We start from the raw sequence: 14,355 nt of genomic DNA, 5'->3' as shown, positions 1-14,355 counted from the left end.
TAGCATCGCTATCATTCCGCGCTGGAGAGCGTCATGGCGAGCCTGACCATCCGCAAGCTCGACGAGAACGTCAAAACCTATCTACGCCTGCGCTCGGCCAAGAACCGCAGGTCGGTCGAGGAAGAGGTCCGGGTCATCCTGCGGGAGCTGATCGAGGGCCGTGAGGAGCCGCTGACGCCGTTTGCGGTCCCACCCGCGGCATCTACCGCCACCACATCCCAGCGCACCGGCGCCCTCCCTGAGGCCAGCGTCACCCTGATCATCGGCGGCGGGATCGCGGCCTATAAGTCGCTCGACCTGATCCGCCGGCTCAAAGAGCGCCGCATCGAGGTCCGCTGCGTGCTGACCAAGGCGGCGCAAGAGTTCGTCACGCCTTTGGCGGCGAGCGCGCTCTCCCATAAGCGCGTCCATACCGACCTGTTCGATCCCCAGAGCGAGTTCGACGCCGGCCACATCCGGCTGGCGCGCGACTGCGACCTGATCGTGGTGGCGCCTGCGACCGCCGACCTGATGGCGAAGATTGCAGGCGGCCATGCCGACGATCTCGCCAGCGCGATCCTGCTCGCTACCAACCGAAAGATCCTGCTGGCGCCGGCGATGAATCCGCTGATGTGGAATAACGCCGCGACGCGCCGCAATGTGGCGCAGCTTCAGCGCGACGGCGTGGTGCTGATCGGCCCAAATTCCGGCGAGATGGCTGAAGCCGGAGAAGCCGGCACCGGGCGCATGTCCGAAGCGGTGGAGATCGCGGCCGCCGCCGAGCGGCTGCTGCGGCCGCCGATGCCGCGCCCGCTCGCCGGCAAACGCGTGCTGATCACCGCGGGCCCTACCCACGAGCCGATCGATCCGGTGCGCTATATCGCCAATCGCTCGTCCGGCAAGCAGGGCTTTGCCATTGCCGCAGCTGCGCAAGCCGCGGGCGCCGAGGTGATCCTGGTGAGCGGCCCGGTCGATCTTGGCGATCCCCAAGGCGTGACGGTGAAGCATGTCGAATCGGCGCGGCAGATGCTGGAGCAGGTTCGGGCTTCGCTCCCGGTCGACATCGCCATCTTCGCCGCCGCGGTCGCCGACTGGCGGGTCGCCAGTGAAGGCGAACAGAAGCTGAAGAAGACCGCAGGCAGCATGCCGCCGCTTCAGCTCGTCGAGAACCCCGACATCCTCGCCACGATCTCGAAGCTGACGGACCAGCGCCCGCCGCTGGTGATCGGCTTTGCCGCCGAAACCGAGCACCTCATCGACAACGCCAAATCCAAGCTGGCGCGCAAGGGCTGCGACTGGATCGTCGCCAACGACGTTTCACCCGCAACCGGCGTGATGGGCGGGGACCGCAACACCGTTCATCTTATCAGCCGCAAGAATGGCGAGAGCACCGGCGAGATTGAGGTTGATTCCTGGCCGGTGATGACCAAGGAACAGGTCGCCACCCAACTGGTCGCGCGCCTCGTCAAGAGCGTGACCGGCAAATCCCTGGAGCCCGCATCTTGAGCACGAAAGTCACCGTCGAACTGCAACGCATGGCTCATGCCCAAGGCCTGCCGCTGCCGGCTTATCAGACCACTGAAGCCGCCGGCCTCGACCTCATGGCCGCAGTTCCGGACGGCGAACCTGTGACGCTCGCCCCCGGCCAATATGCGCTGGTGCCGACCGGGCTTGCGATTGCCTTGCCGGCCGGGCACGAGGCGCAGGTGCGGCCGCGCTCGGGGCTCGCCGCCAAGCACGGCGTCACGGTGCTGAACTCGCCGGGCACGATCGACGCGGACTATCGCGGCGAGATCAAGGTGATCCTGATCAATCACGGCGCGGTGCCCTTCGTGATCCAGCGCGGCGAGCGCATCGCGCAGATGGTGATCGCCCCCGTGGTGCAGGCCGCGCTAGTTCCCGTGGCCGAATTGCCGGCAACCGACCGCGCCGCCGGCGGCTTCGGCTCGACCGGCCGCTAACGCGCAGCAATTCCAACCGAATCACACGAACAATGACGGGGCTTGGAACAACGCGGCCGGCATTTTTGTAGGACCGGCTTTGCGTTCACGATCTGGACTCTTACCGGTCGAGTCACGATGAGGATATTGTCGTTTGATTCGCGCGCGGCGGGGGTCGCCGCGCGCAAATCCGTGCGATCTTGGGGCAACTATGTCAGGCGTGATCGTGTCGATGCGTCGGACGCTGCTGTCTTGCACATCGTTGGTGCGCGACGGTCTTGTGGGAAGCGCTCTGGCGGCGCTGTTGCCGGCTGGCCCGGCGCAGGCCGCCGACCTCGCCGACACCCTCTCCACATTGCTGGACTTCAACCGGCAGGAACTCGCGGTGCTGGCGACTGCACTGGCCCTGCTCGGCTTCTCGGTCATGGCCGCAATTCTGCTGATGCGCACGCGTGTGCGCACTGCGAAGAACGAGGCCGGGCTGCGCGCGCGGATCAGGGAGCTGCAATTGCAGACCGATCGCTTCGGCGCGCTGCTGTTCGCCGAGCCGCAGATCCTTATCTCGTGGCCGGCCGGCGATAACCGCGCGCAGATTTCCGGCGACCTCTCGATGGTGCTGCCGCGCGACTCGTCGCCGCAACGCGTGCTGGCGTTCGGAACCTGGCTGCCGCCAGAACCGGCGCTCCGGATCGACCACGCGGTCGAAGCGCTGCGTGACCGCGGCGACGGGTTCCAGCTGACGCTGACCACCACCAACGGCCGCACGCTGGAGGCCCTCGGCCGCGCCATCGGCGGTCAGGCCATCGTCCGGATTCGCGAACTCTCGGGTTTGCGCCGTGAACTGGCCGAGACCAATCTGCGCCACAAGGCGCTCTCCGACGAGACCGAGATGCTGCGCGGCTTTGCCACCGCGGCGCCATGGCCGATCTGGGCCAAGGGCGAGAACGGCGCGCTGACCTACGCCAATCCCGCCTATGTGCGTGCGACCGAGGCGACCAGCGTCAGCGATGCCCAGGAGCGCAAGCTCGAATTGCTCGACAGCGACGACCGTACCGCCATGGAGCGCGGTCTGAAGGACGCCGCCAACTTCACCTCGCGGCTGCCGATCGTGATCGGCGGCGAGCGGCGCATCTATGACGTGCGCGCCGTCAATGTCGGCAGCGGCAGCGTCGGCGTCGCCATTGATGCCAGCGAGGCCGATGCGCTGAGCTCGGCCCTGGTGCGAATGGCCGAAGCGCACCGCCGCACGCTCGACCAGCTCTCCTCCGGGGTCGCCCTGTTCGACGGCCAGCGCCGGCTCGCCTTCTACAACGATTCCTATCGCCGGCTGTGGGACCTCGACCGCAGCTTCCTCGACGCCAGTCCCGACGATTCCAGCGTGCTGGACCAGCTCCGCGCCGCGCGCAAACTGCCGGAGCAGCCGGATTTCCGCGCCTGGAAAGCCAAGCTGCACGAGGCCTATCGCGCGGTCGAGACCGCCAAGGACACCTGGTTCCTGCCCGATGGCCGCGCGCTCTCCGTCGTCACCACGCCGAACCCGGAAGGCGGCGTCACCTATCTGTTCGACGACGTCACCGAGAGCCTCGACCTCGCCCGCCGCTTCGACGGTCTGATCCGGGTCCAGCGCGAGACGCTGGACAGCCTCGCCGAGGGCGTCGCCGTGTTCGGCAGCAACGGCAAGGCGCAGTTGTTCAATCCGGCCTTCGTCCGGATGTGGAAGCTGTCGAGCGACGCTATGCGCGATGAGCCGCACATCCAGACCGTCGAAGGCTGGTGCCATCAGCTGTTCGACGATCCGATTGTCTGGCGGCAGATCCGTGAGGCCCTCACCTCGATCGAGAATCGTGCCGACGTGCCGCTGAAGCTGGAGCGCAAGGACGGCAGCGTGCTCGACGGCATGATCCGGCCGCTGCCCGACGGCGCCACCATGCTGACGTTCCAGGACATCACCGACACCGAGAACGTCGAGCGCGCGCTGCGCGAGCGCAACGAGGCGCTGGAAGCCGCCGACCAGATGAAGGTGGATTTCGTCCACCACGTCTCCTACGAGCTGCGCTCGCCGCTGACCACCATCATCGGCTTCGCGCATTTCCTCAGCGATCCCTCCACCGGGCCGCTGACGCCGAAGCAGGCCGAATATCTCGACTACGTCACCAAATCGACCAACGCGCTGCTCGCGCTCACCAACAACATCCTCGATCTCGCCACCATCGATGCCGGCGCGATGAAGCTGGAGCTTGGTCCGGTCGACGTCGTCAAGGCCATCGAGCTTGCCGCCGAGGGCATCCAGGACCGGCTCGCCACCGACCGCATCCGCCTCAAGGTCGAGATCGCGCCGGATGTCGGCAGCTTCATCGGCGACGAGAAGCGCGTGGTGCAGGTGCTCTATAACCTCCTCGCCAACGCCGTCGGGTTTTCTCCACAGGATTCCACCGTCGGCATCAGCGCGCGCCGAACCGACCGCAATGTCGTCTTCACCGTGACAGATTCCGGGCCTGGAATACCGGCCGACATGAAGGACAAGGTGTTCAACTGGTTCGAAAGCCGCTCGCAGGGCTCGCGTCACCGCGGCGCCGGGCTCGGGCTGTCGCTGGTGCGCTCCTTTGTCGAGCTGCATGGCGGCAAGGTGCGGGTGGATTCGAGCGCGGGCAAGGGCACAGTCGTGGTCTGCGACTTCCCGACCGACCAGGCGGCGCATCGCGACGCCGCCGAATGACCGCGCCCAAGAACATGTCAACGACATTCTCCGTCGCGCTCGTCAACGAGACGGCCACGGCAGAGCTCATGGCCGATCTGGCGCTGCTGGTCGGGCCCGGCGACGTCATCACGCTCACCGGCGATCTCGGTGCCGGCAAGACCGCGGCCGCCCGCGCCATGATCCGCTACCTTGCCGGCGACGAGGCACTGGAGGTGCCGAGCCCGACCTTTACTTTGGTGCAGGGTTACGAGCTGCCGCCGTTCACGGTACTGCATGCGGATCTCTACCGCGTCGAGGACGAGAGCGAGCTCGAGGAGATCGGGCTGTCGCCGCTGCCGGAAGCCACGCTCATCCTGATCGAATGGCCCGAGCGCGCGCCGTCGGCAATGCCGGAGGACCGCATCGACATGGCGCTGACGCATCGGCCGGCGCTGGGTTCGACCGCGCGCGCCGCCGAAATCACCGGTTACGGCAAGAGCGCCGCGCAGGTCGCGCGGCTGAAGGCGCTGCGGGGATTCCTCGATGCATCCGGCTACATCGACGCGGCGCGCCGACGCATGGACGGCGACGCCTCGAGCCGTTCCTATGCGCGGCTGATCCGCGACGACGGCATCGTCATCCTCATGAACTTCCCGCAGCGCGCCGACGGCGCTGCGATGTACAACGGGAAATCCTACAGCGCCGCGGTGCATCTTGCCGAAAACGTCAAGCCCTTCGTCGCCATCGACCAAGGCCTGCGCGCGGCAGGACTCTCCGCGCCGGCGATCCATCATTCCGATCTCGACCACGGCTTCCTGATCACCGAAGATTTCGGCGGCGAAGGCGTGATCGAAGGCGATCCACCGCGCCCGATCGTCGAGCGCTACGAGGCTGCAACCGACGTCCTCGCCGTCCTGCACGGAAAGACGCTGCCAGACACGCTGCCGCTAGGGGGTCAGAGCTACGCCATTCCGGTGTTCGACGCCGAGGCGCTGCTGATCGAGATCGGATTGATGCCGGAATGGTATCTGCCCGACCGCAACGCTCCGCTGAGCGAGGCAGCCCGCGCGGACTTTTTCGCGATGTGGCGCGAGTTGTTGCAGAAGCCGCTGGCGGCGCCGAGGACGTGGATCATCCGCGACTATCACTCGCCCAATCTGATCTGGCTCGCCGACCGTGCCGGCATCGCGCGCGTCGGCGTGATCGACTTCCAGGATGCCGTGCTCGGACCGCAATCCTACGACGTGGTCTCGCTGCTCCAGGACGCCCGCGTCGACGTGCCGGAAAGCCTCGAGCTGACGCTGCTGTCGCGCTACATCAAGGCGCGCCGCGCGGAAGATGCGAGCTTCGACCCGGCCGGCTTCGCCGAGCTCTACGCCATCATGTCGGCGCAGCGGAATACGCGCCTGCTCGGTACCTTCGCTCGCCTCAACCGCCGCGACGGCAAGCCGCATTACCTCCGGCACCAGCCGCGGATCTGGACCTACCTTCAGCGCTCGCTGGCGCACCCCGCGCTTAGCCGTTTGCACGATTGGTACCTCGCCCACGTCCCGCCGCCCCAATCCTGATTCGGGGCCGATTTACCGGCTGTTAGCCAAGGCGCCGGTATTCTGGCTGCGAGGCAGCCGGATCATTACGGGCTGGAGCAGAGCAGATGGCGGTGAAGACGGACCAGCGCGGCAACAGCCGGGTTGTTTTCGAGCGCGGGATTGCAGCCCAGATGATGGGGATCGACGGCACCTGGCGGCGCGACTGCACCATGGAGGACGTCTCCGAGAGTGGCGCCAAGCTGACCATCGACGGCTCGGTCGAAGGCCTGCATCTGAAGGAATTCTTCCTGCTGCTGTCGTCTACCGGACTCGCTTACCGCCGTTGCGAGCTCGCCTGGGTCAATGGCGACCAGATCGGGGTCAATTTCCTCAAGCTGGGCGACAAGAAGAAAAAGGCGCGTTCCACAGCCATCGGAGCGTAAGTGCAACACCCGTCGTACAACCGTCACGGCGGGTGACTAAGGCGACTGAGACGCGGTGCGGCTGACCGGGGCCCGTGCTAGGATTGCTGCGAACGCTCACAAGGTCCGAGAAAGCGAAGGATGTCCGTCAAACCGACCAAAGCCATGGTGCTCGCCGCAGGGTTTGGCCTGCGCATGCGTCCGTTGACGGAGAAGATGCCGAAGCCGCTGGTGCCGGTGGCGGGCCAGCCGCTGCTCGACCATGTGCTCGACAAGCTCGACCAAGCCGGCGTGAGCGAGGCGGTCGTCAACGTGCACTATCTGCCGGACCAGATCATCAACCACGTCGCGCCCCGCCAGCATCCGCGCGTGATCATCTCGGACGAACGCGACGAGGTGCTCGGCACCGGCGGCGGCGTGGTGAAGGCGTTGCCGCTGCTCGGCGATGCGCCGTTCTTCCATGTCAATTCCGACACGCTATGGATCGATGGTGTCCGCTCCAACCTGGCCCGGCTCGCGGAAAACTTCGATCCCGCCCGGATGGATATCCTGCTCTTGATGGCGCCGACCGCGACCAGCATCGGCTATGGCGGCCGCGGCGATTACGGCATGATGCCCGACGGCGCCTTGCGCAAGCGTCGGGAAAACCAGGTGGTGCCGTTCGTCTATGCCGGCGCAGCAATTATGTCGCCATCGATCTTCGCCGGCGCGCCAAAGGGCGAGTTCTCGCTGACGAAAATGTTCGATCGCGCCAATGAGCAGGAGCGGCTGTTCGGCCTGCGGCTCGACGGTGTCTGGATGCATGTCGGCACGCCTGATGCCGTGCACGCGGCCGAAGAGGCGTTTCTGGAAAGCGTGGCGTAGGGCTGCTCTAGCGTCCCCAACGCGGTGCCGTAGGTACAGAGTGGGCAAATCGAGCGTGCCCACCGCTCAAGCTGATGCTTGGTGAGAGACATGGTGGGCACGCGCAAGTGCGCATTTGCCCACCCTACAAGACTACGAAGTGTAGCAAACAGCGGGGAAGACTCCGCCTGCGCGCATGACCATTTGAGTCCGCTTCCCTATATTGGCGCCTGATTCCGAATCAGGCAGCCTATGCGCGTTTTCAGCGTTCCAGTCTCAGTTCCGTTCCTGCGCACCGTCGTATCAGGCCTGCTCGACGGCCGGCTGGTCGATGGTTTCAAGGCGCGCAGCGAGCCGGCGCGGCTTGCGGATGCCACGCTCTATTTGCCGACGCGGCGCGCCATGCGCGTCGTCCGCGAGATCTTCCTCGACGAGATGAAGGCGGACGCGGTGGTGCTGCCGCGCATCGTCGCGCTCGGCGACATCGACGAGGACGAGCTCGCCTTCGCGGGCGAGGCCGAACAGCTTTCCGGCGCGACGCAGCTCGACATTCCGCCGCAGCTTGGCGAGCTGGAACGGCGGCTGACGCTGGCGCGCCTGGTCGCGGCCTGGGCCAAGGGCCCGGTGCTGGCGCCGCTGGTGGTCGGCGGCCCTGCCTCGACGCTGGCCTTGGCCTCCGACCTCGCACGCCTGATCGACGACATGGTCACGCGCGGCGTCGATTGGAGCGCACTTGATGGCCTCGTGCCCGACCAGCTCGATCAATATTGGCAGCACTCGCTCGAATTCCTGCGTATCGCCCGCATCGCCTGGCCTAGTCACCTCGCCGAGATCAACCGGATCGAGCCTGCGGCGCGGCGCGACCTTCTGATCGCGGCGGAGGCGAAGCGGCTGACCGCGCATCCCGGCGGTCCCGTGATCGCAGCCGGTTCGACCGGCTCGATGCCGGCCACCGCGAGATTCCTCCAGGCGGTCGCCTCGCTGCCGCATGGTGCGGTGGTGCTGCCGGGACTCGACACCGATCTGGACGAGGACGCCTGGCGGACCATCGGCGGCGTGCGCGATGCGCTGGGCAAATTCGTGGAGCATCCGGCGTCGAACCATCCGCAATACGCCCTGCACGCGCTGCTAGAGCGCTTTGGCATCAAGCGCGGCGATGTCGATATCCTCGAACCACCGGCGGAAGGCGGCCGCGATCTGCTGGCCTCCGAATCGATGCGGCCATCCGCCAAGACGGAGATCTGGCACGACCGCCTGAAGCAACCGGATGTGGCCGCAAAGATCGCCGGCGGCATGGCTAATCTCGCGGTCGTCGAAGCGCCCAATCCCGAGATGGAGGCGCTCGCGATCGCGATCGCGATGCGCGAGGCGCGGCATCTCGACAAGTCGGCGGCGCTGGTGACCCCGGACCGCGCATTGGCGCGGCGGGTGATGGCTGCGCTCACGCGATGGAATCTCGCTTTCGATGATTCCGGCGGCGACGTGCTGATGGAGACCTCTGCCGGCACTTTCGCGCGCCTCGCGGCGGAGGCCGCGACCAAGGGGCTGGAGCCGCCGACGCTGCTGGCGATGCTGAAACATCCGCTGTGCCGGCTCGGCCGGTCACCTGGCGCGTGGAAGGCGGCGATCGAGGGCCTGGAGCTTGCGGTCTTGCGCGGCACGCGACCGCCCGCGGGGACCGCAGGCCTGCTCCGCGAATTCAACCGCTTTCGCGAGGAGCTCGCAAAGCTGTGGCGCAGTGAAGTTTCTGCGCTGCATCGCGCTGAGCCGCGCGCGCGTCTCAAGGCGGAGGATCTTGATCGCATCCAGGCGCTGATCGATGTCTTGCAAAAGGCTCTGGCGCCGGTCGAGACCCTCGCACCATCGAAACCGTATGACTTCGCCGAGCTCGCGCACCGGCATCGCGAGATCCTGATCGAGCTGTCGCGCGACGAGCAGGGCATCCCGCTGGCCTTCGAGCAACGCGAAGGCCTCGCGCTCGCCGCCGCTTTCGACGATCTCTTGCGCAGCGGCACGACCAGCGGATTGACGGTGCCGCTGTCGGATTACGCGGACGTCTTCCAGACCGCGTTCGGCGATCGCGCGGTACGGCGGCCGGACAGACCGGGCGCACGGCTTCACATTTACGGTCCGCTCGAATCGCGCTTGATGCAGGCCGACCGCGTCATCGTCGGCGGCCTGATCGAGGGCGTCTGGCCGCCGGCACCGCGTATCGATCCGTGGTTGAGCCGGCCGATGCGGCACGAACTCGGTCTCGATCTGCCAGAGCGGCGCATCGGCCTCTCCGCCCACGATTTTGCCCAGCTGCTCGGCGCCGACGAGGTGATCCTCACCCATTCCGCCAAGGCCGGCGGCGCGCCAGCGGTGGCTTCGCGCTTCCTGCACCGGCTGGAAGCCGTCGCGAGCGATGCGCACTGGAAGGCCGCGAAACAGGCCGGCGAGAAATATGTGCAGTTCGCCGGCGCGCTGGACCAGCCGGCCGAAGTCACGCCGATCAAGCAGCCGGAGCCGCGACCGCCGCGCGCGACGCGGCCGCTGAAGCTTTCGGTCACCGCGATCGAGGACTGGCTGCGCGATCCCTACACGATCTACGCAAAACACATTCTGCGGCTTAACGCGCTCGATCCGGTCGACATGCCGCTGTCGGCCGCCGACCGCGGCTCGGCGATCCACGATGCGCTGGGCGAATTCACCGAAACCTATGCAACCCAGCTGCCTGACGATCCCGCCCGCGTGCTGCGTGCGATCGGCGAAAAGTATTTTGCGCCGCTGATGGAGCGCCCCGAGGCGCGGGCGCTGTGGTGGCCGCGGTTCCAGCGCATCGCGCGCTGGTTCGGCGAATGGGAGACGGCCCGCCGCGACGCGATCGAGACAATCGTCGCGGAGACCCGCGGCGAGATCTCGATCCCGCTCGACCATGAGCGCAGCTTTCGCCTCTCCGCGCGTGCCGACCGCATCGAGCGGCGCCGCGGTGGCGGCTATGCTGTCCTCGACTACAAGACCGGCCAGCCGCCGACCGGCAAGCAGGTCCGCATGGGCCTGTCGCCGCAGCTCACCCTCGAAGCTGCAATCCTGCGCGAGGGCGGTTTTCCCGAGATCGACGCCGGCTCGTCGGTGAGCCAGCTCGTCTATGTCCGCCTGAGTGGCAACAATCCGCCGGGCGAGGAACGCATTCTCGAACTCAAGATCAAACCAGGCGACGCGCCGCAGCCGCCGGACGCCGCGGCTGCAGAAGCCAGGGCCAAGCTGGAGGCGCTGATCCGTGCCTTCGACGACGAGCAACAGGCCTACACGTCGCTGAACCTGCCGATGTGGACCAACCGCTACGGCGCCTACGACGACCTCGCCCGCATCAAGGAATGGTCGGCAGCCGGCGGACTGGGGATCGAAGAATGGTGAAAGCACCACGCCCCATCCCGGATGAGGTGCGCGCACGGCAGGCACGCGCCTCCGATCCGACCGCATCCGCCTTCGTGTCGGCCAATGCCGGCTCGGGCAAGACCCATGTGCTGGTGCAGCGCGTGATCCGTCTGCTGCTGGCGGGCGTGCCGCCGGAAAAAATCCTCTGCATCACCTTCACCAAGGCCGCCGCCGCCAACATGGCCGAGCGGGTGTTCACCACGCTCGGCCATTGGGTAACGCTGGACGACACCGCGCTCGATGCGGCGATCCGCGCCGTCGGCATCCCCCACCCCAACGCAAAGCTGCGGCGCGAGGCACGAAAACTGTTCGCCTGCGCGTTGGAGACGCCGGGCGGTCTGAAGGTGCAGACCATCCACGCGCTGTGCACGCGCCTGCTCCAGCAGTTTCCGTTCGAGGCCAACGTGCCGGCGCGCTTCGCCGTGATCGACGAGCGCGACCAGACCGACATGATGGAGCGCGCCAATCTGAAGGTGCTGCTGGAGGCCGCGCGCGATCCCGAGAGTGTCACCGGCCGCGCGCTGCTGACGGCGATGGCGAACGCCGCCGATGTCACCTTCAAGGAGGTCGTGCGCGAGGCTTGCCTGAGCCGCGACCATTTCATGGCCTGGACCGATGAAGCCGGCAGCGCCGAAGCGGCTGCCGCGGAGATGGCGGCGGTGCTGGGCGTCGATGCTCGCGAGCGCATGGAGGATATCGAGAGCGACATCCTCGATGGCCCGTTCCTGCCCCGATCGCGCTGGGACGAGATCGCCTTTGCGCTCGAGGATGGCAGCAAATCCGACAACGACCAGGCGACCCGTCTGCGCGAGGCAAAAGTCTTTTCAGGAGGTGCGCAGGTCGATGCTTATCTCGGCGTTTTCCTCACCGACGAAAAGCTGCCGCGCAAGGCGGTGCTGACCAGGAAGTTCTGCGATCAAAATCCGTCCGTCGCCCGCCTGTTCGAAGCCGAGACGCAGCGCATTATTGGGCTGATCGAAAAGCGCCGTGCGACAGCCGTGCGCGACCGTACCGCGGCCCTGCTGCATATCGCGACGGCTGCTGCCGCAAATTACCGGCGCGAGAAGCAGGAGCGCGGATTGCTCGACTATGACGACCTGATCGACAAGACGCTGGCGATGCTCAACCGCGTTTCTTCGGGCTGGGTGCATTACAAGCTCGACCGCGGCGTCGACCATGTCCTGATCGACGAAGCCCAGGATACCAGCCCGCGGCAATGGGACATCGTCGCGCACATCATCTCGGAATTCACCGCCGGCGAAGGTGCGCGTGAGGGGCTGAATCGCACGGTTTTCGCGGTCGGTGACGAGAAGCAGTCGATCTTCTCGTTCCAGGGGGCAGCGCCGCACGAATTCGATGCGCGCCGGCGCGAGCTGCACCGCAAGTTCACCGCCGCCGGGCTGAAATTCGACCCGGTCGCCTTCACCTACTCGTTCCGCTCGGGCGCGACGATCCTGCACTCGGTCGACCACGTGTTCCGCGAGCCCGAGATCTACAAGAGCATCCATTCGGCCGCGATCGGCCATCCCCTGCACAATGCGCTCGGCGATGCAGGTCCAAGCGCGATCGAGCTGTGGGATCTCGCCGAGGCCGACGATCGGCAGGACATCGAGGGCTGGCGCGCGCCGTTCGATGGCGTCGCCGTCACCAGCCCCGAGGTGAAGCTCGCCCGCCGCATCCAGACCGAGATCAAGCGGCTGGTGGAAAGCGGCACGCTGACGGGACACGAGGGCGAGCGGCGACCGCTGCGCTACGGCGACATGCTGGTCCTGGTGCGCCGTCGCGGCAATGCGTTCGATGCCGTGATCCAGGCGCTGAAGCACGCGGGTGTTCCGGTCGCCGGCGCCGACCGCCTCAAGCTCACCGAGCACATCGCGATCATCGATCTGATGAACCTCGCCGATGCCCTGCTGCTGCCGCAGGACGATCTCGCGCTCGCGGTCGCACTGAAAAGCCCGCTGTTCGGGCTCGATGACGACGATCTGTTCAGGCTTGCCTGGGACCGCAAGGGATCGCTGCGCCGCGCGCTCGGCGAGCATGCGGCCACAAGCGAAAAGTTCGCCGCCGCGCTGCGGCGCCTGGAGGCTTGCGAGAGACGCTCACGCGAGGAGACGCCATTCGCCTTCTATGCCTGGCTGCTCGGCGGCGACGAGGGACGCGCGCGCATCCTGCGCCGGCTCGGCTTTGAGGCCAACGACGCGCTCGACGAGTTTCTGGAGCTCGCGCTCAACTATGAGCGCAAGGCGCCGGCCTCGTTGCAGGGTTTTATGGCGTGGCTGCGCTCGGCCGATACCGAAGTGAAGCGTGACATGGAGATCTCGCGCGACGAGGTGCGGGTGATGACCGTGCACGGCGCCAAGGGCCTGGAGGCCTCCGTCGTGTTCATGGTCGACACCACATCCTCGCCCGCTGATACGCAACGCCTGCGGCTGATCCATGTGCCGCGCGGCAATGGCGGCGAGGTGGTGGTCTGGGCCGGCCGCAAGGCGGACGATCCAATGCCCATCATCGAGGCGCGCAAGGCTATGCTCGAAGAGACCGAGGACGAATACCGCCGCCTGCTCTACGTCGCGATGACGCGCGCGGCCGACCGCTTGGTCGTCGGCGGCTGCATGCCCGGCAACATGAGGACGGTCCGCAAGCTCAGCTGGTACGACCTGATCGACAAGGGCCTCGCCGGATCGGGCTTGGAAAAGCAGGTGATCGAGACGCCGCTCGGCAAGGTGACCCGCTTTGCCCGGCCGGGGGACGCAGCAGTGCTCGGCACCCCCGCAACCGCGGTGGACCAGACGATCGCGTTGCCGGCCTGGCTGCGGGCGGCGGCGCCGCGCGAGACCATCGACGACGATCCGATGCGTCCCTCCGGTCAGGCCGCTGAGGAGGGCCGCCCGGTCCGGACCGGCGAATCGATCCAGACCCGCGCGCTTGCGCTGCAACGCGGCACGCTGGTGCATCGGCTGCTGCAATCGTTGCCGGACATCACCGTCGAGCGCCGGCGCGACGCAGCACTCGGCTTCATGGCGCGCAACGCCTCCGACTGGACAGAGGCTGACCGCGCTGCGCTCGCCGACAAGGTACTCGCGCTCATCGCCGAGCCGCGATTCGCGCCCGTCTTTGCCACCGGCAGCCGGGCAGAGGTCGCCATCGTTGGCCGGCTGGAGCGGCCGGGCCGGTCGCCAGCGCTGGTGTCGGGCCAAATCGACCGGCTGGTGGTCACGTCGGACGAGGTCCTGATCGTCGATTTCAAGACCAACCAGAGCCCGCCGAGGAGCGCCGCCGAGGCGCCGGCGGCCTATGTGCGGCAGCTTGCGCTGTACCGGGCGGTGCTAGCCCGGCTTTATCCCCAAAAGCCGATCCGCGCCGTGCTGCTCTGGACCGAGGCCCCTGAATATATGGAGATTTCCGCGCCCGCGCTGGACGCGGCACTGGCATCCCTTCATCTCAGTGTGAGCGTCCTTGACCCGGCAACGAGCCATTCATAGGTTGACGCCATGATCTCTGGCGCGATTCCCGTCGCGCCCTTCTCTCAGGTACGAGGTATGTCC

The 14,355-nt window shown here is 66.9% G+C and carries 8 protein-coding genes; all 8 read left to right on the top strand.

Annotated elements, in window-relative coordinates; translation table 11 throughout:
- Positions 1 to 33: 33 nt before the first annotated feature.
- The 8 genes from coaBC to addA all read left to right on the top strand — a co-directional run bounded on the left by coaBC (position 34) and on the right by addA (position 14,292).
- Positions 34 to 1,485 carry a bifunctional phosphopantothenoylcysteine decarboxylase/phosphopantothenate--cysteine ligase CoaBC gene (gene coaBC / locus FXV83_RS19455; protein ID WP_148741010.1) on the top strand — a complete coding sequence of 484 codons (1,452 nt, stop codon included), beginning with the start codon at positions 34 to 36 and terminating at the stop codon, positions 1,483 to 1,485.
- Complete coding sequence (gene dut / locus FXV83_RS19450) at positions 1,482 to 1,940, top strand: dUTP diphosphatase (protein ID WP_148741009.1); 459 nt, start codon at positions 1,482 to 1,484, stop codon at positions 1,938 to 1,940. The genes coaBC and dut overlap by 4 nt, the downstream gene beginning before the upstream one ends.
- 190 nt (positions 1,941 to 2,130) lie before the next feature.
- Positions 2,131 to 4,635 (top strand): sensor histidine kinase, encoded by a 2,505-nt coding sequence (locus FXV83_RS19445; protein WP_148741008.1) that lies wholly within the window; start codon positions 2,131 to 2,133, stop codon positions 4,633 to 4,635.
- The gene (gene tsaE, locus FXV83_RS19440; RefSeq protein WP_148741007.1) at positions 4,632 to 6,164 is read left to right on the top strand and encodes a tRNA (adenosine(37)-N6)-threonylcarbamoyltransferase complex ATPase subunit type 1 TsaE; all 1,533 of its coding nucleotides are present in this window, start codon (positions 4,632 to 4,634) and stop codon (positions 6,162 to 6,164) included. Before FXV83_RS19445 ends, tsaE begins: the two co-directional genes overlap by 4 nt.
- 86 nt (positions 6,165 to 6,250) lie before the next feature.
- The gene (locus FXV83_RS19435) at positions 6,251 to 6,568 is read left to right on the top strand and encodes a PilZ domain-containing protein (protein WP_148741006.1); all 318 of its coding nucleotides are present in this window, start codon (positions 6,251 to 6,253) and stop codon (positions 6,566 to 6,568) included.
- Between the two features lie 120 nt (positions 6,569 to 6,688).
- Positions 6,689 to 7,411 (top strand): nucleotidyltransferase family protein, encoded by a 723-nt coding sequence (locus FXV83_RS19430; protein ID WP_148741005.1) that lies wholly within the window; start codon positions 6,689 to 6,691, stop codon positions 7,409 to 7,411.
- Between the two features lie 231 nt (positions 7,412 to 7,642).
- On the top strand, positions 7,643 to 10,789 hold the full coding sequence (gene addB / locus FXV83_RS19425; RefSeq protein WP_148741004.1) for a double-strand break repair protein AddB: 3,147 nt from the start codon (positions 7,643 to 7,645) through the stop codon (positions 10,787 to 10,789).
- Positions 10,783 to 14,292 (top strand): double-strand break repair helicase AddA, encoded by a 3,510-nt coding sequence (gene addA / locus FXV83_RS19420; RefSeq protein ID WP_187436009.1) that lies wholly within the window; start codon positions 10,783 to 10,785, stop codon positions 14,290 to 14,292. The genes addB and addA overlap by 7 nt, the downstream gene beginning before the upstream one ends.
- Positions 14,293 to 14,355 lie beyond the last annotated feature (63 nt).

Origin of the sequence: Bradyrhizobium hipponense (assembly GCF_008123965.1) — a bacterium.
Taxonomy (GTDB): Bacteria; Pseudomonadota; Alphaproteobacteria; order Rhizobiales; family Xanthobacteraceae; genus Bradyrhizobium; species Bradyrhizobium hipponense.
This window is presented reverse-complemented; position numbering and strand designations above follow the sequence as displayed.